Origin of the sequence: Burkholderia sp. MSMB1835, from assembly GCF_001526365.1 — a bacterium.
Classification (GTDB): Bacteria; Pseudomonadota; Gammaproteobacteria; order Burkholderiales; family Burkholderiaceae; genus Burkholderia.
This window is the reverse complement of sequence record NZ_LOYP01000015.1, coordinates 110536-130621: the sequence shown is the minus strand read 5'-3', so window position 1 is coordinate 130621 and position 20086 is coordinate 110536. Positions and strand designations below refer to the sequence as shown.

Below are 20086 nucleotides of genomic sequence, written 5' to 3'. Positions count from 1 at the left end.
GGCGTTCAGCCGGCCCGCTGGTAGCGGGCGTGAATGTTGTTGTGCTTGTACGAGCCGCTTTCGCTGAACTCGGTCAGCTCCATCGACAGCGCAAGGTAGCGTGTCGCGTACAACTCGGCGAAATGCACCTTGATCGCGTCGAACAGCGCGTCGCACGCAGCCTTTTTCTGCGCGTCGGTGCGGCCCGAACCGATCTTCAGCGTCACGTGGACGAACGCGTCGTCCTCCGTGCCGTCGGCGACGCAGTAGTCGTGCAGCTCGATCGCGCGCGAGCGGATGCCGCCGGTCGGGAACACGCCGCCCTGGGCGATCAGCGTCGCGTTGATCGTGCGCAGCAGCACGGGAATGCGTGCGTCGTCGCAGATGTTCGCGGTGTATTCGACGACGATGTGGGGCATGGCAAGTCTCCGGTCGGATTCGAATGCGGGGCGGGCGGCAACGCTCAGGGCAGCGGGAAGATCGCGTTGATCTGCCCGGTGCCCGAGCTCGCGAAATAATCGGTGACGATCTCGACGGGCCGGTCGTAACGATCCCAGCCGAGCAGCCCGAGCAGCATCGCCGTGTCGTGCATGCCGCCTTCGCCGTGGCAATGCACGTTGTACTCCGGCAGCATCGCGCAGAAGGTCTTGAAATCGCCCTGTTTCCACAGCTCGACCACGCGCAGGTCGACCTGCCGGAAGAATTCGCGGCTGATCTCGTGGATCGATTCCTCGGGGCTGCCGTTGTCGTTGAAGCGGTGCGACAGCGAGCCGCTCGCGAGGAACGCGACGTTCGAATCGCTCTTCTCGATCGCTTCGAGCAGCGCCTCGCCGAAGCGCCGGCTTTCGTCGAGCGTGTGCCACATGCACCAGCCGGCGATCGACACGACCTTGAAGTGCTGGTCGCCGTTCATGTAGCGCATCGGCACGAGCGTGCCGTATTCGAGCTCGAGGCTGTCGATCTCGTGCGCCCGCGTCGCGACGCCGCGCGCGGTGGCCGTTTCCGCGATCAGCCGGCCGAGCGCCGGGTTGCCCGGATACGCGTACTGCATGTCGCGGATGAAATGCGGCAGCTCGTTGCTCGTATAGGTGCCGGCGAATCGCGCATTGCAGTTCACGTGATAGCCCGCGTTGACGAGCCAGTGCACGTCCGACACGACGATCGTGTCGACGCCGAGCGCGCGGCAGCGCTCGCCGATCAGCTGATGGCCACGGATCGCCGCATCACGGCAGCCGTGATGCCGGCCGGGCAATTCCGACAGGTACATCGACGGCACGTGCGTGATCTTCGCGGCGAGGGACAATTTGCCCATCGTTCAAGTCTCCCTGTCGACCGGAGTTAGCGCTTTAGCGGTTACTCCGGTCCCATGCTTCGCGGTCGACCGGAGTTAGCGCTTTAGCGGTTACTCCGGTCCCATGCTTCGCGGTCGACCGGAGTTAGCGCTTTAGCGCTTACGCTGGCCCCATGCTTGGCCGGCGTGCCGGCCAAGGAGTCGTTCGTTCTTGCGGCAACACGATCCGCTCCCGTTACACGCCCCAGCGAGGAATGTGATGCGAACCCATCGAGATGCACACGTTCTTGATCTCCGCAAACACCTCGAAGCTGTACTCGCCGCCTTCGCGCCCGGTGCCCGATTCCTTCACGCCGCCGAACGGCTGGCGCAGGTCGCGCACGTTCTGGCTGTTCACGAACACCATCCCGGCCTCGATGCCCCGGGCGAGCCGATGCACCTTGCCGACGTCCTGCGTCCAGATGTACGACGCGAGGCCGTACGCCGTGTCGTTCGCGAGCCGCAGACCTTCTTCCTCGTTCTCGAACGGGATGATGCACGCGACCGGCCCGAAGATCTCTTCCTGCGCGATGCGCATCCGGTTGTCGACGTCGGCGAATACGGTCGGCCGCACGAAGTTGCCGTTGCGCAAACGATCGGGCAACCCGGCCGGCTTGTCCGCGCCGCCCGCCACCACGCGCGCGCCCTCCTGCTCGCCGATGCGGATGTAGCCCGTCACCTTCTCCCAGTGCTGGCGCGTGATCATCGCGCCGAGATGGGTGCCCGGATCGGCCGGATCGCCGACCACCAGGTTGTTCGCGCGACGCGCGAATTCCTGCACGAAGCGGTCGTAGATCGTGCGCTGCACGAAGATCCGCGAGCCGGCCGTACAGCGTTCGCCGTTGATCGAGAAGATCGTGAACAACGACGCGTCGAGCGCGCGGTCGAAATCGGCGTCGTCGAAGATCAGCACCGGCGACTTGCCGCCGAGCTCCATCGAGTACTTCTTCAGGCCCGCGCGCTCCATGATCCGCTTGCCCGTGACCGTGCCGCCCGTGAACGACACCGCGCGCACGTCCGGATGCCGCACGAGCGCATCGCCGGCCGTCGCGCCGTAACCCTGCACGACGTTCAGCACGCCGGGCGGGATGCCGGCTTCGAGCGCGAGCCGGCCGAGCTGGTCGGCCGTCAGCGGCGACAGCTCCGACATCTTCAGCACGGCCGTGTTGCCGAGCGCGAGACACGGCGCCGTCTTCCACGTGGCCGTCATGAACGGCACGTTCCACGGCGACACCAGCGCGCACACGCCGACCGGCTGGTACAGCGTGTAGTTCAGCATCTGATCGTCGACCGGATAGGTCCGGCCGTTCATCTGCACGCACACTTCCGCGAAGAAGTTGAAGTTCTCGGACGCGCGCGGAATCAACTGCTTGCTCGTCTGCGCGATCGGCAGGCCGGTGTCCTGCGTCTCCAGCGCCGCGAGCATCGGCACGTTCCGCTCGATCAGCTCGCCGAGCTTGCGCATCAGCTTCGCGCGCTCCTTCGCCGGCGTGTTCGCCCATTTCGGGAACGCTTCCTTCGCCGCGCGCACGGCCGCGTCGACCTCTGCCTCGCCGCCCGACGCGACGTCGGTGATGACGTCGCCCGTCGCCGGGTTCAGCGTCGTGAAGGTTTCGCGGCTCTCCACTTCGCGGCCGTCGATCCAGTGCTTGATGGTCATGTGCTCTCCTTGGGCGACGGGCTCAGCCGGCGCGATAGTAGTCTGCTTCGCCGACGATCGTGTTCACGAGCCGGCCGATCCCTTCGATTTCGGTCACGACCTCGTCGCCCGGCTGCGTGTCCGCCAGCCCCTCGGGCGTGCCGGTCAGGATCAGGTCGCCCGGCGCGAGCGTCATGAAGCTGCTGATGTGCTCGATCAGCGCCGGCACGTCGAAGACCATGTCGCGCGTGCTGCCGCGCTGCGTCTGCCGGCCGTTCACCGTCGTGCGCAGCGCCAGGTCGCCCGCGTCGCCGATCTCGTCGCGGCTGACGAACCACGGCCCGAGCGGCGTGCAGGTGTCGCGGTTCTTCACGCGCAGGTTCGGACGGTAGTAGTTCTCGAGATAGTCGCGGATCGCGTAGTCGTTCGCGACCGTATAGCCGGCCACGTAGTCGATGGCCTGCGCGCGGCTCACGTGGCGCGCGGGCCGGCCGATCACGACGGCCAGCTCGCACTCGTAGTGCATGTGCGTGGCGTCCGCCGGGCGCACCGTGCGCGACCGGTGGCCGACGAACGTGTTCGGCCCCTTCAGGAAGATCAGCGGTTCGCTCGGCGCATTGAAGGCGAGTTCCTTCGCATGGTCGGCGTAGTTCAGGCCGAGCGCGAACGTCGTACGCGGCGCGACGGGCGGCAGCCATGCCACCGCGTCCTCCGCCAGCACGCGCCCCGTATCGAGGCGGATCGCGCCGTCGCCGGCCGGTTCGGCTGCATGCAGTGCGCCGTTGTAGATCACGCGCGCCGTCTTCATCGTGCTTCCTCCGCAATCAGCGTATGCCGCAACGCGCCGATGCCGGCCGCGGCGATCTCGATCGCGCTGCCCGCGCGGGCGCGCGGTGCGCCGCCCGCGACGCCGAGCAGCAGCACGTCTCCCGCGTCGAACGACATGAAGGCCGTCACGTCGGCGATCAGCTCGCGCACCGGGCGAATCAGCGTCGCGGTCGATGCGGACGCGGCCACCTCGCCGTCGATCCGCACCGTCAGGCCGATCGCGTCGACGTCGGCGAGCGCGGCGGCCGGCACGATCGCCGGGCCGAGCGGGCAAAAGCCGTCACGGCACTTGAAACGCACGGCCGGACGGTAGTAATCGGGATGCGGCACCGACACGTCGCTCGCGAGCGTGAAGCCGTGCACGTAGTCGAGCGCCTGCGCGGCCGCCACGCGCGTCGCGCGCCGCGCGAACACGACGGCCACCGACGCACCGATCTCGAGCGCGTCGACGCCGGCCGGCACGACGACGGCGGCACCGTCGGCCACATGCGTGTTGGCGGATTTGATGTACAGGATCGGCGCCTGCGGCGGGCGGCCGTAAGGCGGGGCGTTCACCGCATCGCCGAGCGCGGCGAGCGCCGCGCGCTCGTTGAGCAGCGCGCCGTAGACGGTACCGATGGCGACCGGCAACGGCGGCGCCGCGGCGGTCGTGCAAGACAGCTCCATGCGTCATTCCCCTGCCGCGCGTCGCGGCGCATCGTCAATAGTTAATATCTTAAGTAAACAATCGGGTGCTGGCAACCTCGATTACCCTGATACGCGAAATTCATCAGCTTCGGCTGTTAAGATTGATGCGTCCCCGTCCTCTGCTCACCCTGATGAACCGTACGCTCGACCATCGCAACCTGGCCATGCTGCTGCTCGAGGCCCGCGAAACGCTGATGGGCCTGTTTCGCCCCATTCTCAAGGAATTCTCGCTGACCGAACAGCAATGGCGGATCATTCGCGTGCTCGACGGCGAACCGGCGCAGGCGCTCGAAGCCGGGCAGATCGCGAAACGCTGCTGCATCCTGAGCCCGAGCCTGACCGGCGTGCTGGAACGGATGGAGCGCGACGGCCTGATCACGCGCATGCGCGCGCAGGAGGACCAGCGCCGGCTGCTGGTCAGCCTGACGCCGCAAAGCAGGAAACTGGTGACGGAAATCGGTCCGCGCATCGACGAGCAATATCGCCAGCTCGAATCGCGATTCGGCCAGGACGGCCTCGAGGATATCTACCGCGCGCTCGACCGGCTCATCGAGCTCGGCAGCCACGCGTAAAGACGGCGCCCGCGCCCGCCACGTGCGGCAACGGGCGCCGATGCGACGCGGGCGGTCAGTGGATCGCGCCGCGCATCAGCTCGGTCACGGCCACCCCGCGCGACGTGCGCATGCATTCCTCGACGTAGTCGATGAACGGCAACGGCTCGAAATCGATCTCGTCGCGCACGCGGCGATTGTCGAACACGCGATCGACCGTCGCGAATTCCCCGCAACGCTGCAACGCCCGGCCGATCACGCGCTCGAGTGCCGGATCGCGGCGCCCGAGCACGTCGCGCACGACGAGCGGCAGTTCGGCCGGCGCGCATGCCGCGTAGCGCGGCGCCCCGGTCATCCCCGCCGCCTCGTCCATCGCACGCACGATCTGCGCGACCTGCGGCGCCTCGTCGCCGGCCGACACGTGATAGACGTCGTGCGCGAGCGTCGGCTTGACGGCCAGCAGCATCGTCGCGCGCGCCACGTCGTCCACCGACACGATGTCGATGCGCGTCATCGGCCGCGCGGTGAAGCGGCGTGCCGCATGCGCGAGCCGGAACATCCAGAACGAATTCGGCGCGGGCCGCGTACCGAGCACCGTGTGGCCGACCACGTGCGACGGCCGCACGACGACGAGCGGCAGCCCGAGCGCACGCAGGCGCTGTTCCGTCTCCGCCTTCGCGTGCAGGTAGCCGGCCGCGAGCACCGCGCCCGGCAGGCCTTCGTCGCCCGGCGCGGCATCGTTCGCCGCGTCGCGTTCCGCCTCCTCCTGCACGATCCCGCCACGGCCGGCATGCGCGTAGGCCGTGCCGACGTAGACGAAGCGCTGCAGGCGCGGCGCGCGCGCAAAGCGTTCGGCGAAGTGCACCGCATCGGCGATGTCGGCCCGCAGGTGCGCGCCGTCGGCCGGCGACGCATGGCCCGCGCAGTGAATCACGTGGGTCGCGCCGGCCAGGCGCGGCGCATCGGCGCCGTGCCACACGTCGGCGAGCGCGCCGACGATCACGTTCGCATCGGTCAGGCGCGACGCCCAGTACGGCGCGAGCCCCGCGCGCAGCGCAGCTTCACGCAGCCGCGCGACCGCATGGCCGCGATCCTGCGCGCGCACGACGCAGACGATGCGTTCGAGCAGCCCTGCATTGACGAGCGCCGTCAGCACGGTACTGCCGATGAAACCGGTCGCGCCGGTCAGCACCAGCCGTCCGACGTTCGCCGCCGCGACCGGTGCGCTGGCCGGCGACACGAGGCTCGTCCGCCAGTTCAGCGACAACGCGGTTTTCCAGATCAGCACGATAGTCTCCTTCGAAGAATCGGCCAGGCGGCGCGGCGCCCGCGGTTGCGGACGGCGCACGGCTCACTGGCCGCGCCGGGGCTGACGCGCCCCGGCGGCTCCCGATCGGGCGTGCGGCCAGCGATCGCGTCGATCGCGCTCTGGCACGAGGCGGCGGCAGCCGGCGCGGACGGGCGTTCGTCGCGCAGGATCGGGAAGCGTCCAGTGTGGGGCCGGACCGCATGCAAGTCTGTTCCGAAAGTTTCGTGAAAGTGTGCCGATTTGTACGCGATTGTCGGAGTGTGTCGTGCCGGCCGCCGCGTCGAAACGCCGACAGGTTCGGTCCGGCTGCATTCGACGGGTGCCGGATCGTATCGCTCGTCCCGGTTTCGACGGCGGCCGGCACGCGACGAATCGACGCGGGCCGCCCCCTGTCATCCCATGTCCGGACCGCCGCGCGTGCCCGCCCGGACACCGTGGTCGCCGGTATCGCCCGCGTGTGCTGACGCCTCGGGAACGACCATGAATCGTCAGACGTCGTTTCATCTGAAATCGAAATAGACTCGATCCGGAGTTATTGCGGATTATCACTTGCGTTTCACACCAGTCTATCTAGACTGTTCAAGTCCAAACGATCGAATGTGTCATTTTTTTCAGGAGACGATGCAATGCGCCTCACCATTCGGATTAATGGCAGCGAATCGGCAACCCGGCAATCGTTCGCGGTATTGTGGGTCGACACCGACGAAGGACTGTGGTCGCGCGAGGCACATCAGGGCATCGACCTTCCGACCTGGGGCAAGGTCCGCGACGTGGAAGGCGCGATGGCGCTCTGCGCGGCGGACGGCGGCCATGCCGTCTGCCAGTTGAAGGGGCTGTCGTTCGATGCGACGCGGCGCGAACAGGGCCCCGCGGTGCTCGCCGGCGAGCATCCCGACGGCGCGTGGCGCCTGCAGGCGGTCGATACCTGCACGACCCCGCCGGAATACCGGGAATTTATTTCCGTTGCCCGATAGGTATTATTGACATCAATCGTCTGCGGTTTTCGGGTTTATTCCGGTAACAGTGATATTCATTTCGATATTCAGCATGAATGGCGCCTCGGCTGGAGGCGCTTTTCATTTTCGGGATTAAAGAAATAACCGGAGTGCGGGCAATTGATCGCGCGCCGGGGGCGATCGAGATCGGGCCGGTCGGAGGCCGCATGCCCGGATCGGCATGCGAGGGATCGTCCGTGTTCCATCACCCGCACCCGGCACGCAATCCTGCGTCGGCTCCGCCCTTCCTCTCTTCCTCTCCCTTTCCGGACCGCCTGCCGTTCGCCTTTTTTGCGGGGCCGGAACATACTTCCCCCACACGATGTTTACTCATTTATTACAATCGCATTATTCAGACTGACCAGCCGCCACTTGGCGGCCCGACCCGGCCCTTGCATGAGCGTGAAAAAGAAGACCCACCCTGCCGATCCGTACGCGGCGGCGACCAAGAATCCGATGCTCGCGTCGCGCCTGCCGATGTGGCGCTCGCGGCTGATCGTGGTCGTCGTGTTCCTCGCGTTCGCGGCGCTGATCGCGCGCGCTTTCTGGGTGCAGGTCGCGAATCAGGATTTCTACGTCGGCCAGGGCCAGAAGCGCTATCAGCGCACGATCGAGCTCGACGCGATGCGCGGGCGCATCGTCGACCGCAACGGCGCGATGCTCGCGGTCAGCCTGGCGACCTATGAAATCTGGGCGAACCCGAAACAGGTCGCCGACACCGATTACCCGCAGCTCGCGAAGCTGCTCGACATGCCGCTCGTCGAGGTAAAGCGACGTCTCGGCAACGACAAGACGTTCGTGCTGCTCAAGCGGCAGGTCGACGCGGACACCGCGAGCCGCCTCGACAAGCTCGCGATCGACGGCGTCACGCAGATCGCCGATTCGAAGCGCTTCTACCCGGAAGGCGAATCGGCCGCGCACGTGGTCGGGTTCACGAACATCGAGGACACGGGCCAGGAAGGTGTCGAGCTCGCGGCGAACGCGCGCCTGCAGGGCACGTCGGGCCAGCGCGAGGTAATCCGCGACCGGCTCGGCCGCATCGTGTCGGACACGCGTCCGCTCGTGCCGGCGCAGCACGGCGCGACGATCGAGCTGACGATCGACCGGCGCATCCAGCAGCTCGCGTTCAGCCAGCTGAAGGCCGCCGTGATCGAGAACAACGCGCTGGCCGGCAGCGTCGTCGTGCTCGACGCGCAGAACGGCGAGATCCTCGCGCTCGCGAACTACCCGACCTTCGATCCGAACGACCGTGCGCGCCTCACCGGCCAGCAGCTGCGCAACCGCGCGGTGATCGACACGTTCGAACCGGGCTCGACGATCAAGCCGCTCGTCGTCGCGTTGTCGATCGACGAGCGCAAGGTCACGCCGAACACGATCATCAACACGTCGCCGGGCACCTACAAGATCGGCCCGGCCGTGATCCACGACACATCGAACCACGGCTCGCTGACGGTCGCGCAGGCGCTGCAGAAGTCGAGCAACGTCGCGCTCGCGAAGCTCGCGTTGAACCTGCCTGCCGAAACGATCTGGAACAAGTACCAGGAATACGGGATCGGCCGCGCGCCGGAACTGACCTTCCCGGGCGTCGCGTCGGGCCGGCTGCGCGGCTACAAGCGCTGGCGGCCGATCGAGCAGGCGACGATGGCGTACGGCTACGGGCTGTCGATGTCGCTGCTGCAGATCGCGCAGACCTACACGGCCTATGCGGGCGACGGCACGCTGCACCCGGTGTCGCTGCTGAAGAACGGCACCGACCAGCAAACGATCGACGCGCATCGCGGCCATCGCGTGACGTCGCCGCAGACGGCGGCGGCGATCCGCTCGATGCTGGAAATGGCGGTGGGAGAAGGCGGTACGGGGCGCCGCGCGCGCGTCGACGGCTACCGGATCGGCGGCAAGACGGGCACCGCGCGCAAGCAGGTCGGCGCGACCTATGCGAAGGGCAAGTACCGCGCGCTGTTCGCGGGCATGGCGCCGATGAGCAACCCGCGCCTGATCGTCGCGGTGATGATCGACGAGCCGCGCGGCAAGGGCTACTACGGCGGCACGGTGGCCGGCCCGGTGTTCGCGTCGGTCACGAGCGGCTCGCTGCAATTGCTCGGCGTGCCGCCCGACGCGCCGGTCGAGCCGGAGAAGAATGCGCCGGCGAAGATCGCCGCGCCGCAGAAGACGGTCGCGGCGCCGAAAGCGGCGGCGGCAACGACGACCGTCACGCAGAAACCATCGGCATCGCTCAAGACGGCCGCGCGATCCGGGGCTCCCGCGCCCGCGAAAGCGGCTACCGCAGGTTGACGCGTCACGGGCGATGCCGTGTCCGCATCGCCCGATCCCGCGCGCCTGGAACGCGCCGCCGAGACTGAAGCACGCAGGGCCGATGGCGGCTGCGTGCCGTCAATGCGTGGCTGCCGCCGGCTTCGCCATCCGGCCGAGCACGTGCTCGGTCATCCCCCGCGCCAGTTCCGACTCGCCCATGAACACGGTGCCGATGCCCTCGCTCGACAGCAGCGCGGCCTCGTCGCCGCTGTTCGTGCACAGCACGACCTCGAGCGTCGGATTGAGCGTGCGCGAGATCTCGACGATCTGCCGCACGTCGAACACGTCGGGAAGCGTCACGACCAGCATCCCCGCGCGGGCGATATGCGCCTGCACGAGCACGATCGGCTCGATCGCATCGCCCGACACGGCCGCGATGCCGTCCGCGCGCAACTTCTCGACGAGCTCGCGATTCTGCTCGACGACGACATACGCGATGCCGCGCTCGTCCAGCGCATGCGCGATCCGCGTGCCGACCTTGCCGTAGCCGACGATCACGACCTGCCCGGTCAGATGCGTCTGCGGCGTCGACATCGGCAGCGCGGCGAGCGGATCGTCGCGCGCCTCGAGCTTGCGCGCGAACGCCGAATGCTTGCGGATCCAAGCGAGCGCCGGATCGATCAGCGCGAACAGCAGCGTGTTCATCGCGATCGAGATCAGCGCGACCGCGAGAATCAGGCTTTGCCCTTCGGCCGACAACAGCCCGAGCGCGCGGCCGAGCCCCGCGAGGATGAACGAGAACTCGCCGATCTGTGCCAGGCCGGCGCCCACGGTCAGTGCCGTGTTCAGCGGATAGCGGAATGCGATCACGAGCGCGACGGCCGCGAGCGTCTTGCCGATCAGCACGATGGCCGCGACCTCGATCACGTGCAGCGGCTCGTCGAGCAGCACCTTCGGGTCGAACAGCATGCCGACCGAGATGAAGAACAGCACCGAGAACGCGTCGCGCAGCGGCAGCGTCTCGTCGGCCGCGCGCCGGCTGAATTCCGATTCGCGCATCATCATCCCGGCGAAGAACGCGCCGAGCGCGAACGACACGTCGAACAGCTTCGCCGCGCCGAACGCGATGCCGACCGCCGCGGCAATCATGCACAGTGTGAACAATTCGCGCGAGCCGGTGCGCGCGACGAGCCAAAGAATGCGCGGGAACACGCGCTTGCCGACCACCAGCATCAGCGCGATGAACGCCGCGACCTTCAGCATCGTGACGCCGAGCGTGCCCCACACGCTGCCGCCGGCCGCATGCGCGTCGCCGGGCGGCGTGCCGCCGAGCAGCCCCGCCACCGGCGGCAGCAGCACCAGCACGAGCACCATCACGAGATCCTCGACGACCAGCCAGCCGACCGCGATGCGCCCATTGACCGTCTCGACGAGCCCGCGCCCTTCGAGTGCGCGCAGCAGCACGACGGTACTCGCGACCGACAACGCGAGCCCGAACACGAGCGCCGCACCGAGGCTCCAGCCCCAGGTGAGCGCGAGCCCGCCGCCGAGCAGCGTCGCGACGGTGATCTGCACGATGGCGCCCGGCAGCGCGATCTTGCGTACCGCGAGGAGATCGCCGAGCGAAAAATGCAGACCGACGCCGAACATCAGCAGCATCACGCCGACTTCGGCGAGCTGCTGCGCGAGCGACAGGTCGCCGACGAAACCGGGCGTGCCGGGGCCGATCACGATCCCGGCGAGCAGATAGCCGACGAGCGGCGGCATTTTCAGCAGCGACGCGAGATAACCGAAGATCATCGCGAGACCGAAACCGGCCGCGAGCAACGCAATCAGGCTGACGTCATGAGGCATCCCCCCTCCCAAGCTCTTGTAACGAATTAGTAAGGTTCAAGAGTGAAAGGATACGGGATGAGGCGGAAAAATGGCGCGCCGCCGCGAAAATTTCAACGCGGCGGCGCGTATTGGCGGGGTGCAACCCCTGCGCAGCGGTAACGCGTCGCAGCCCGGCCGCACGTCGCGCGGGCCGGGCCGCCGGCGGGCTGGCGCCCGTCAGCGCGACGCTTGCGGGAAGCGCGCGCCCGGCGGCGGCTCGGGCCGCGTCGACGGCACGCTCTTGCGCACCTTCGCGACCTGCGCGGCGGTCACCGGCGCGCCCGTGTTGCCCCAGCTCGTGCGCACGAAGTTCGACACGTCCGCGACTTCCTGGTCCGACAGGCGCCAGCCGAACGGCGGCATCGTGAAGGTCGACGGCGCGGTGCGCGTCCCTTGCAGCGCGCTGCCTTCCAGCACGACATGGATCAGCGAGGTCGGATCGTCGCCCTGCACGACCGGGTTGCCGGCCAGCGCCGGGAACACGCGCGTATAGCCGTGGCCGTCGCTGCGATGGCAGGCCATGCAGTTGTCGCGATAGACGGCCGCGCCCGGCTTGCTCGCATCGCCGGTCTGCAGCGCCTTCGCGGCGGCCGCGTCGTACACGTGCGGCTGCTCGCCCTGCACGCGCGGCGACAACGTCTTCAGGTAGCGCGCGATCGCGTTCAGGTCGTCGTCGGTCATGTGCTGCATGCTGTGGCCGACCACGTCCGTCATCCCGCCGAACGCGGCCGTGCGCAGCGTGCGGCCGGTCTTCAGGAACTGCACGATCTCGGCTTCGTTCCACGTGCCGAGGCCCGTGCGCGGCTCGCCGCGCAGGCTCGTCGGCACCCAGCCGTCGATCGCCGCGCCGCCGGCCAGAAAGTCGGGGCCGTCCGCGTCGGTCAGCCCGCGCTCCTGCATCGTCGGCGCGCGCGGCGTATGACACGCGCCGCAGTGGCCGAGCCCCTGCACCAGATACGCGCCGCGCGCGACCACCGGGTCGGTGTACGGCGCCGCGTCGAACGGCTTCGGCGATGGCGCGAACATCTTGCGCCAGATGCCGAGCGGCCAGCGCATCGACAGCGGCCACACGATGTCGACCGCGCGGTTCTCGTGCTCGACGGGCGCGACGCCGTGCATGAAGTACGCGTACAGCGCCTTCATGTCGTCGTCGGTCAGCCGCGAATACGACGGGAACGGCATGGCCGGATACATCGTGTCGCCGTTCTTGCGCACGCCTTCGCGCACCGCGCGGGTGAAGTCCTCGTAGGTCCAGCCGCCGAGGCCCGTCTTCGGGTCCGGCGTGATGTTCGTCGAGTAGATGCCGCCGATCGGCGTGTCGAACTTCAGCCCGCCCGCGAACGGCTTGCCGCCGCTCGCGGTGTGGCAGGCGATGCAGTCGCCGGCGCGGGCCAGGTATTCGCCGCGCTTGACGAGGGCCGCGTCGGCGGACAGCGCCGCCGGTGCGGCCGCCGGGCCCGAAGCCGCGGCCGGCGCGGACGCGGGCTGTGCGAACGCTGCACCGCCCGGCAGACCGAATGCCGTCCATGCCGCGCCGATCGCCAGCGCGCGCCGCAGCGGGGAAACGCGGCGCGCGGCGTTGTGGTGGTTCATCGTCCTCTTCATGCGGTCACCAGCGGGGCGGGATTTTTCAGGTACTGCTCGCGGATCGCGCGTGCCGACCAGTAGGCCAGCGCCGCGACGATCCCGGTCGGGTTGTAGCCGATGCCCTGCGGCAGCGCGGACGCGCCCATCACGAACACGTTGTGCACGTCCCAGCACTGCAGATAGCGGTTCAGCACGCTCGTCTTCGGGTCGGTGCCCATGATCGCGCCGCCGACGAGGTGGGTCGTCTGGTACTGGCGCGAGTCGAAGTGCTTGCCGAACTCGCGCGTCGACACGCCGATCGCCTTCGGCCCCATCGCCTCCGCGATCTTCTTCATCTGCCCGGTCACGTACTGCGCCATCCTGATGTCGTTGTCCTTCCAGTCGAACGTCATCCGCAACAGCGGCTGGCCGTACGAATCGCGATAGGTCGGATCGAGATCGAGGTACACGTCGCGGTACGACATGTTGGTGCCGTGCGCATCCATCGAGATCGTGTGCGCGTAGTTGTCCTTCACCGCCTTCTTCCACGCCGAGCCCCACTGCGGCGTGCCGGGCGGCGTCGCGATGCCGCTGATCGGCTTCACGCCGGCCTGGTTCACCCACAGCGGCGAGCCGCCGACGAAGCCGAGCGGGCCGTGATCGAAGTTGTCCGCGTTGAAGTCGTCCACCGCGACGCCGTTGCCGCCCGCGCCGATGAATGGATTCGTGTAGGTGTCCTTGTCGAAGAACGCCTTGATCGTCGACAGGTTCTGGTACGCGAAATTGCGGCCCACGACGCCTTCGCCCGACACCGGGTCGTACGGCTTGCCGATGCCCGACAGCAGCAGCAGGTGCACGTTGTGATACTGGAACGCGGCCACGATCACGAGATCGGCCGGCTGGTGCACTTCACGCCCGGCCGGATCGACGTAGGTCACGCCGGTCGCGCGCTTCTTCGTGTCGTCGAGGTCGACGCGCAGCACGTGGCACTTCGAGCGCAGCTCGAAGTTCGGCGCCTGCTTCAGCGCCGGCAGGATGTTCAGGTTCGGCGACGCCTTCGAGTACATGTAGCACGCGTAGCCGCTGCAGTAGCCGCAGAAGTTGCACGGGCCCATCTGCACGCCGTACGGGTTCGTGTACGGCCCCGACGTGTTCGCCGACGGCAGCCGGTACGGATGCAGGCCGAGCGAGTGCGCCGCATCGAAAAAGCGCTGCGCCGAATACGTATTGAGCTGCGCGGGCAGCGGGAAGTTGTCGCTGCGATTCGCCTCGAACACGTTGCCGTCGCCGACCACCTTGCCGCCGACCTTGTACGCCTGCCCCGACGTGCCGAACACCTTCTCGGCGAAATCGAAATGCGGCTCGAGCTCGTCGTACGTGACGCCCGTATCCTGGATCGTCATCCCTTCGGGGATGAACTTCTTGCCGTAGCGCTCTTCATAGTGGCTGCGCAGGCGCAGCTCTTCCGGCGTGATCCGGAAGTGCACGCCCGACCAGTGCAGCCCCGCGCCGCCGACGCCTTCGCCCGGCAGGAACGCGGCGAGCTGCCGGTACGGCAGCGCGGTGTCCTGCAGGCCATGGCGGATCGACACGGTCGTCTTCGACAGATCGAGGAACAGCTTCTTGCGGATGTTGTAGGTCAGCTCGTCGATCGTGTTCGGGTACGCGCCGTCCGGATAGGTGTCGCGGTATTCGCCGCGCTCGAGCGCGACGACGTTCAGGCCCGCTTCGGTCAGTTCCTTCGCGAGAATCGCGCCGGTCCAGCCGAAGCCGACGATCACCGCATCGACGTGCGGCTTCTTATCTGCGGCCATCAGCTGCGCTCCCCGTTGATCGAGACGGGGCCGTACGGATAGGGCTTGCCGCTCTGGTTGACGAAATCCATGAAGTCCGCGCGCGCGCCCGGGAAACCGATCATCTTCCACGCGGCCATGTCGCGATTGCCGCCATGCACCGGATCGCAGAAGTAGCCTTCGCGCGTGTTCTGCAGCAACTGGCCGAGGAACACGCCGGGCGGGACGTCGTCGATCTGCGCGCTGCCCTTCTCCAGCGCGCCGAGCACCGTGTCGCGCGTCGGTGCGTCGAGATCCGCGAACGCCTTGCCGTGCGTCTTCTCGCAATAGCGGTTGACGGCCGCGATGCCGAGCCGGTAGATGTCGCGCGGCACCAGCTTCAACTGGTAGCCGAGCTCGGGCACGCCCTGCTGGAACGGCCCCTGCATGTACCACGTCGCGCCGTGCGCATACGGCGTCTCCATCTGGCGATCGATGAATTCGGGCACGCCCGCTTCGAGTGCGCCGGGGCCTTCGGCGTCGGCAGGAATCAGCCGGTCGACGGCGGCCTGGACGAACGCCCATTCCTTCGCATCGAAAAAGGTCGGCTTGTACGGCGCGCGTTCGGCGCTGGCCGACGCAGTGGACGCGTTGCCGGCCGTCGTCGCGGACGACGACGACGAACGCAGGTCGCAGCCGGCGACCGACGCGATCGGCACGAGCGCGACCGAGGTGCGCAGGAAACGGCGACGCGAATTGGGTTTGTCAGGTGGCGTGGACATGGTCGGATGTTGATCGTTGGGGATCGGGTTCGGACGCGCGCATTCCGCATGCCGCGTGCCCGGCGGGCAGCCGTGCCGCGGGCGGCCGGTCGCCGTGTTCTTTCGGGTGGTGCGCACAACCTCGATGCAGGCGTCCGGCGGCGCAGTCCGCGGCGGCGCCGTCATTGCTGCCGCACGTCGCCCCGGGGCTGGCGGCCCTGCACGGCTGGACCTCTTCGCGGGCCTATCGTCGGACAAATACCGGCATCGGCCTGCATCTGTCCGTCATCGCCCACGACCCTTGTTCAACTTAGACGTCGCGTCGGCGGACAGCAAGCGCAACGTGCACGACCCTCTTTTCCGGCCGGGCGACGAGTGCGGCGAATTATATATGGAACCGGTTCCATTACTAGAGGGTTCGATGCAATTCAGTGCATCGAAATTAGCAACAATGGGAAGTTCGCAAGACCGAATGTGCAAGGATGGCGAGATGGCGGATGCGTTCGCCGGTCGCGCAAACGAGCTGGACGCGAGGCGCCGGGGACGCGGGGGACGCGGGGGATGTGACGGACGTGAGAGACGTGAGAGACGTGAGAGCCACGTGGGCCGCGTGTCGCTTCCCGGCGACGCCCGCTCGGATGGCGATGTCGAGTTGCACCGCGCTCCGGTAGCTTCCGCCTCTTATGCATAGCCACGATGCCGTGCCGGCCGAATACCTTACGCCGACCGATACGCACGCGGGCTGAATCGCGCGCGGCGCTCCCCTCACCACGGCCAGAACATCGACGCGATCGACAGCGCCAGCGCCGCGCACAGCGGCGAGTAATACAGCGTGTCCATCCGCGCGAAACGCGACCCGCGAATCCGCTTGAAAAAGCCGACGTAACGGAAATCGCCGACGGCCCGCACCGCGAAGATCAATGCGAGCGCAACGACCGCGAACGCGACCGTGCCGGGATACGCATTGCGCCCCAGCCAGCCGGCACGCGCGGCGACCACGCCTGCGCCGCCCAGCAGTGACGCCGCGACGGCGAGCGTACCGACGACGGTCGGCCGCAACAGCGGTACGCCGTCGTGCTCCGGAATGGCCGAGCGCTTGCCCATCCGCCCGCCGAACGCCCAGTAGACGTGCACGAACGCGATGGCGCAAAGCGTCGGCACGCTGAAATACGCACTGGTCATGTCGGTCAAGTCCTCGTCTCGTTGTCTCGTTGTTTTGCCGAAAGCATTCCCGCACGCGGCACGCATGACGATACCGAAACCCGGCCACGCGCGCATTGCGACGTCCGGTCGCAACGGCCGCAACCGATAGCCGCGCATGTTGCGTTGCAGTGCGCATGCGTCGTCGCGCAGGCCGGCCGCTTGACTTCCCTCCGTGCACAACTACCCTGTTATTCCAGTACTGCGGTCGGCACGCCGCCACGCAACCGGCTGCCCGCACGACGACGATAACGAAGGCCATGGAGGCGACTCATGCTGATCGGTGTGCCGAAAGAGATCAAGAACCACGAGTACCGCGTCGGCCTCACGCCGGCCGGCGCGCGCGAACTCGTGCGGCACGGCCATCGCGTGCTCGTGCAACGCGGCGCGGGCACGGCGATCGGCCTGCTCGACGACGACTACACGGCAGCGGGCGCATCGCTCAGCGACGGCGCGGACGACATCTTCGCGCGCGCCGACATGATCATCAAGGTCAAGGAGCCTCAGCCGGCCGAATGCGCGATGCTGCGGCGCGGCCAGATCCTCTATACGTACCTGCATCTCGCGCCCGATCCCGCTCAGGCCGCCGCGCTCGTGAAATCCGGCGCGGTCTGCATCGCGTACGAAACCGTGACCGGCCCGGGCGGTGGCCTGCCGTTGCTCGCCCCGATGAGCGAAGTCGCCGGCCGCATGTCGATCCAGGTCGCGGCGACCCACCTCGAAAGCCCGCGCGGCGGCCGCGGGCTGCTGATGGCCGGCGTGCCCGGCGTGCCGGCCGCGCACGTCGTCGTGCTCGGCGCGGGCGTCGTGGGCACCGGCGCACTGCAGATGGCGGTGGGCCTGGGCGCGCGCGTCACCGTGCTCGACAACAACGTGAACCGGTTGCGCCAGCTCGATCTCGTGTTCGCCAACCGGATCGCGACCGTCTGCTCGAATGCGCAAACGGTCGACGAAGCCGTGCGCGAGGCCGACGTCGTGATCGGCGCCGTGCTGGTGCCGGGCGCGTCGGCGCCGCGGCTCGTCACGCGCGACATGATCGCGACGATGCGCAAGGGAGCGGTCGTCGTCGACGTCGCGATCGATCAGGGCGGATGCTTCGAGACCTCGCATGCGACCACGCACGCGGCGCCGACCTTCGTCGTCGACGGCGTGGTCCACTACTGCGTCGCGAACATGCCCGGCGCGGTCGCGCGCACGTCGACCTTCGCGCTGAACAATGCAACGCTCGGCCATGCGCTCGCGCTCGCCGACAAGGGCTGGAAGCAGGCGATGCTCGACGATCCGCATCTGCGCGCGGGCCTGAACGTGTGCGACGGGCACATCACGTACGAAGCGGTCGCACTCGCGCTCGGCCTGCCCTACGTGCCGGCGACCGGCGTGCTCGCTTGACCATGCCGGCATGAGTTGCATGCAACGCGGCCGGCCGCGTTGCGTTCACGCGCCCTTCGACCGGCTGCGCTTCGCGCCGCCGCCCGCGCTGCCCGCACCGCCCATCGTGCGCGCCAGCAGCGGCCGCAGTTGCGCGAGCGTGCGCGTGTTCAGCACATCCTGCCGCGTCAGCCAGCCGCGCCGCGCCTGATCGATGCCGAACGCGAGGTTGTCGAGCTCGTCCGTGCTGCACGCATCCGAACCGATCGCGACCGGCACGCCGGCCTTCGCGGCCTCGCGGCACCAGACGTCCGGCAGATCGAATCGCCGCGGCTGCGCATCGAGTTCGACGAAGCAGCCGCGCGCGGCGGCCCCCGCGAGCACGCGCGGCACATCGAGTGCGCAGGCGTCGCGTTCGCCGAGCACGCGGCCGGTCGGGTGCGCGAGAATCGTGAAATGCGGATGGTCCATCGCGCGCAGCATGCGATCGGTCTGCGCGCCGCGCGGCAGGTCGAAACCGTCGCGCACCGCGCCCACCACGAGATCGAGCCGGCCGAGCATCGCGTCGGGTACGTCGAGGCTGCCGTCCTCGCGAATGCCGGCTTCCACGCCCTTGAGCAACACGAAATCGTCGAACGTCGCGTTGACGCGATCGATCTCGTCGAGCTGGCGCGCGAGCCAGTCGAAGCCGTCCCGGGCGCCATCGGGCGGGGCACGGTCGGTGACGGCCAGGTACGCGAGCCCGCGCGCACGCGCGGCGTCGGCCATCGCGCGCAGGCCGTCGCGGCCGGCCGACGCATCGGTATGCGCGTGCAGGTCGCCATGGAGATGCTTGCGCTCGACCAGCGCCGGCAGCGTGCCGGCACGCGACGCATCGATCTCGCCGCGATCCTCGCGCAATTCGGGCGGCACCTCGTGCAGCCCGATCGCCGCATAGACCGATGCCTCCGTCGCGCCGGCAATCCGCTCGTCGCCGCGAAACACGCCGTATTCGTTGATCTTCAGGCCGCCGGCCTGCGCGATCCTGCGCAGCGCGATGTTGTGCGCCTTCGATCCCGTGAAGTAGACGAGCGCCGCGCCGAACGCATCGGCATCGACGACGCGCAGGTCGACCTGCAACCCGCTGGCAAGCGTCACGCTCGATCGGGTCTTGCCGTGCGCGAGCACGCGCGCCACGTCGGCGTGGCCGACGAACGCTTCGGCGACCGCGGCCGGCTCGCGTGCGGTGACGAGGATGTCGAGATCGCCGACCGTCTCGCGACGGCGGCGGAAGCTGCCGGCCGGCACGGCCTTGCCGACGCCGGCCACCGCACGCAGGCGTTCGAGCAACGGCATCAGCGCTTGCGCGGCGTCGGGCAGCAGAAAGCGTTGCGGCTCGCGCTGCAGGCGATCGTCGATCGCTTCGAGCAGATGCGCTTCGGTTTTCGCGCCGAAGCCCGGCAACTCGCGCACATGCCCGCTCTTCGCTTCGGCGCGCAACTGTTCGAGCGAATCGACGTGCAGCGCGTCATGCAGCGCCTTCACGCGTTTCGCGCCGAGCCCGGGCACATCGAGCAGCTCGACGATCGCGCCGGGCAACGCATGACGCAAGGTTTGCTGCAGTTCGCAGGTGCCGGTCGCGGCGATCTCGCGCAGCTTCGCCGCGAGATCGGCTCCGATCGACGGAATCTTCCCGAGATCGTCGCCGTTCGCGATCATCGTCGGGATATCGCGGCCGTAGTCGGCGACCGTACGCGCGGCGTTGCGGTACGCACGCACGCGAAACGGGTTGGCGCCCTGGATCTCGAGCATGTCGGCGATCTCGGCGAACACGGCCGCGCACTCGGCATTGTGGATCGGCATGATCGGCGTGGCTCCCTTCCACGTGGATGTCGCGCCGCGCACGTGCGCGACGGCGTCTGCCCGCCCGGCGCCGCGTGTCGACGCCGCCGGGCGTCCGTTGGTCATCCTGCGCCGGCCGTGCGTCGCGTGCC

16 protein-coding genes are annotated in these 20086 nt (G+C 68.3%); 4 read left to right on the top strand and 12 right to left on the bottom strand.

Annotated elements, in window-relative coordinates:
• Positions 1-5: 5 nt before the first annotated feature.
• The 5 genes from WS96_RS07110 to WS96_RS07090 form a co-directional block, all read right to left on the bottom strand.
• Complete coding sequence (locus tag WS96_RS07110) at positions 6-398, bottom strand: 5-carboxymethyl-2-hydroxymuconate Delta-isomerase (RefSeq protein ID WP_059831478.1); 393 nt, start codon at positions 396-398, stop codon at positions 6-8.
• 44 nt (positions 399-442) lie between these two features.
• A complete protein-coding gene (hpaD, locus tag WS96_RS07105) occupies positions 443-1291 on the bottom strand; it encodes a 3,4-dihydroxyphenylacetate 2,3-dioxygenase (protein WP_034204956.1) in 849 nt (282 codons plus the stop codon).
• A gap of 214 nt (positions 1292-1505) precedes the next feature.
• Positions 1506-2969, bottom strand: coding sequence for a 5-carboxymethyl-2-hydroxymuconate semialdehyde dehydrogenase (gene hpaE, locus WS96_RS07100; RefSeq protein WP_059783680.1), 1464 nt, complete (start codon positions 2967-2969; stop codon positions 1506-1508).
• Between the two features lie 22 nt (positions 2970-2991).
• On the bottom strand, positions 2992-3756 hold the full coding sequence (locus WS96_RS07095; protein WP_059831476.1) for a fumarylacetoacetate hydrolase family protein: 765 nt from the start codon (positions 3754-3756) through the stop codon (positions 2992-2994).
• A complete protein-coding gene (locus tag WS96_RS07090; protein WP_059831474.1) occupies positions 3753-4442 on the bottom strand; it encodes a fumarylacetoacetate hydrolase family protein in 690 nt (229 codons plus the stop codon). Before WS96_RS07090 ends, WS96_RS07095 begins: the two co-directional genes overlap by 4 nt.
• Before the next feature lie 152 nt (positions 4443-4594).
• Here WS96_RS07090 and hpaR point away from each other — a divergent pair, with 152 nt between their 5' ends.
• Positions 4595-5035: a homoprotocatechuate degradation operon regulator HpaR gene (gene hpaR / locus WS96_RS07085; protein WP_027782888.1), complete on the top strand. Its 441-nt coding sequence runs from the start codon at positions 4595-4597 to the stop codon at positions 5033-5035.
• Positions 5036-5090: 55 nt separating this feature from the next.
• On the opposite strand, the gene WS96_RS07080 is transcribed toward hpaR, so the two are convergent.
• Positions 5091-6302: an SDR family oxidoreductase gene (locus WS96_RS07080; RefSeq protein WP_059831472.1), complete on the bottom strand. Its 1212-nt coding sequence runs from the start codon at positions 6300-6302 to the stop codon at positions 5091-5093.
• Between the two features lie 647 nt (positions 6303-6949).
• Here WS96_RS07080 and WS96_RS07075 point away from each other — a divergent pair.
• Positions 6950-7297 carry a DUF3564 family protein gene (locus tag WS96_RS07075; RefSeq protein WP_059831471.1) on the top strand — a complete coding sequence of 116 codons (348 nt, stop codon included), beginning with the start codon at positions 6950-6952 and terminating at the stop codon, positions 7295-7297.
• Between the two features lie 417 nt (positions 7298-7714).
• Positions 7715-9610, top strand: a complete 1896-nt coding sequence (locus WS96_RS07070; protein ID WP_059831469.1) for a peptidoglycan D,D-transpeptidase FtsI family protein — start codon at positions 7715-7717, stop codon at positions 9608-9610.
• Positions 9611-9709: 99 nt separating this feature from the next.
• Here the strand turns inward: WS96_RS07070 and WS96_RS07065 are convergent, their stop codons facing one another.
• From WS96_RS07065 to WS96_RS07045, 5 genes are all read right to left on the bottom strand, one after another.
• Positions 9710-11425: a cation:proton antiporter domain-containing protein gene (locus WS96_RS07065; protein WP_059831467.1), complete on the bottom strand. Its 1716-nt coding sequence runs from the start codon at positions 11423-11425 to the stop codon at positions 9710-9712.
• A gap of 198 nt (positions 11426-11623) precedes the next feature.
• On the bottom strand, positions 11624-13051 hold the full coding sequence (locus WS96_RS07060) for a c-type cytochrome (RefSeq protein WP_059831465.1): 1428 nt from the start codon (positions 13049-13051) through the stop codon (positions 11624-11626).
• Positions 13048-14826, bottom strand: coding sequence for a GMC family oxidoreductase (locus tag WS96_RS07055; RefSeq protein WP_059831463.1), 1779 nt, complete (start codon positions 14824-14826; stop codon positions 13048-13050). Before WS96_RS07055 ends, WS96_RS07060 begins: the two co-directional genes overlap by 4 nt.
• Positions 14826-15566, bottom strand: a complete 741-nt coding sequence (locus WS96_RS07050) for a gluconate 2-dehydrogenase subunit 3 family protein (RefSeq protein ID WP_059831662.1) — start codon at positions 15564-15566, stop codon at positions 14826-14828. Before WS96_RS07050 ends, WS96_RS07055 begins: the two co-directional genes overlap by 1 nt.
• A gap of 744 nt (positions 15567-16310) precedes the next feature.
• Complete coding sequence (locus tag WS96_RS07045) at positions 16311-16727, bottom strand: DUF3995 domain-containing protein (protein ID WP_059831660.1); 417 nt, start codon at positions 16725-16727, stop codon at positions 16311-16313.
• A gap of 291 nt (positions 16728-17018) precedes the next feature.
• Here WS96_RS07045 and ald point away from each other — a divergent pair, with 291 nt between their 5' ends.
• Complete coding sequence (ald, locus tag WS96_RS07040; RefSeq protein WP_059783695.1) at positions 17019-18134, top strand: alanine dehydrogenase; 1116 nt, start codon at positions 17019-17021, stop codon at positions 18132-18134.
• Positions 18135-18179: 45 nt separating this feature from the next.
• On the opposite strand, the gene polX is transcribed toward ald, so the two are convergent.
• The gene (gene polX / locus WS96_RS07035) at positions 18180-19955 is read right to left on the bottom strand and encodes a DNA polymerase/3'-5' exonuclease PolX (protein ID WP_059831659.1); all 1776 of its coding nucleotides are present in this window, start codon (positions 19953-19955) and stop codon (positions 18180-18182) included.
• Positions 19956-20086: the final 131 nt, after the last annotated feature.

Excerpts from the sequence above, each read along its gene's own strand:
- WS96_RS07110 (WP_059831478.1), bottom strand. The coding sequence starts at position 398 with ATGCCCCACATCGTCGTCGAATACACCGCGAACATCTGCGACGACGCA.
- hpaD (WP_034204956.1), bottom strand. The coding sequence starts at position 1,291 with ATGGGCAAATTGTCCCTCGCCGCGAAGATCACGCACGTGCCGTCGATG.
- hpaE (WP_059783680.1), bottom strand. The coding sequence starts at position 2,969 with ATGACCATCAAGCACTGGATCGACGGCCGCGAAGTGGAGAGCCGCGAA.
- WS96_RS07095 (WP_059831476.1), bottom strand. The coding sequence starts at position 3,756 with ATGAAGACGGCGCGCGTGATCTACAACGGCGCACTGCATGCAGCCGAA.
- WS96_RS07090 (WP_059831474.1), bottom strand. The coding sequence starts at position 4,442 with ATGGAGCTGTCTTGCACGACCGCCGCGGCGCCGCCGTTGCCGGTCGCC.
- hpaR (WP_027782888.1), top strand. The coding sequence starts at position 4,595 with ATGAACCGTACGCTCGACCATCGCAACCTGGCCATGCTGCTGCTCGAG.
- WS96_RS07075 (WP_059831471.1), top strand. The coding sequence starts at position 6,950 with ATGCGCCTCACCATTCGGATTAATGGCAGCGAATCGGCAACCCGGCAA.
- WS96_RS07070 (WP_059831469.1), top strand. The coding sequence starts at position 7,715 with ATGAGCGTGAAAAAGAAGACCCACCCTGCCGATCCGTACGCGGCGGCG.
- WS96_RS07065 (WP_059831467.1), bottom strand. The coding sequence starts at position 11,425 with ATGCCTCATGACGTCAGCCTGATTGCGTTGCTCGCGGCCGGTTTCGGT.
- WS96_RS07060 (WP_059831465.1), bottom strand. The coding sequence starts at position 13,051 with ATGAAGAGGACGATGAACCACCACAACGCCGCGCGCCGCGTTTCCCCG.
- WS96_RS07055 (WP_059831463.1), bottom strand. The coding sequence starts at position 14,826 with ATGGCCGCAGATAAGAAGCCGCACGTCGATGCGGTGATCGTCGGCTTC.
- WS96_RS07050 (WP_059831662.1), bottom strand. The coding sequence starts at position 15,566 with ATGTCCACGCCACCTGACAAACCCAATTCGCGTCGCCGTTTCCTGCGC.
- WS96_RS07045 (WP_059831660.1), bottom strand. The coding sequence starts at position 16,727 with ATGACCAGTGCGTATTTCAGCGTGCCGACGCTTTGCGCCATCGCGTTC.
- ald (WP_059783695.1), top strand. The coding sequence starts at position 17,019 with ATGCTGATCGGTGTGCCGAAAGAGATCAAGAACCACGAGTACCGCGTC.
- polX (WP_059831659.1), bottom strand. The coding sequence starts at position 19,955 with ATGCCGATCCACAATGCCGAGTGCGCGGCCGTGTTCGCCGAGATCGCC.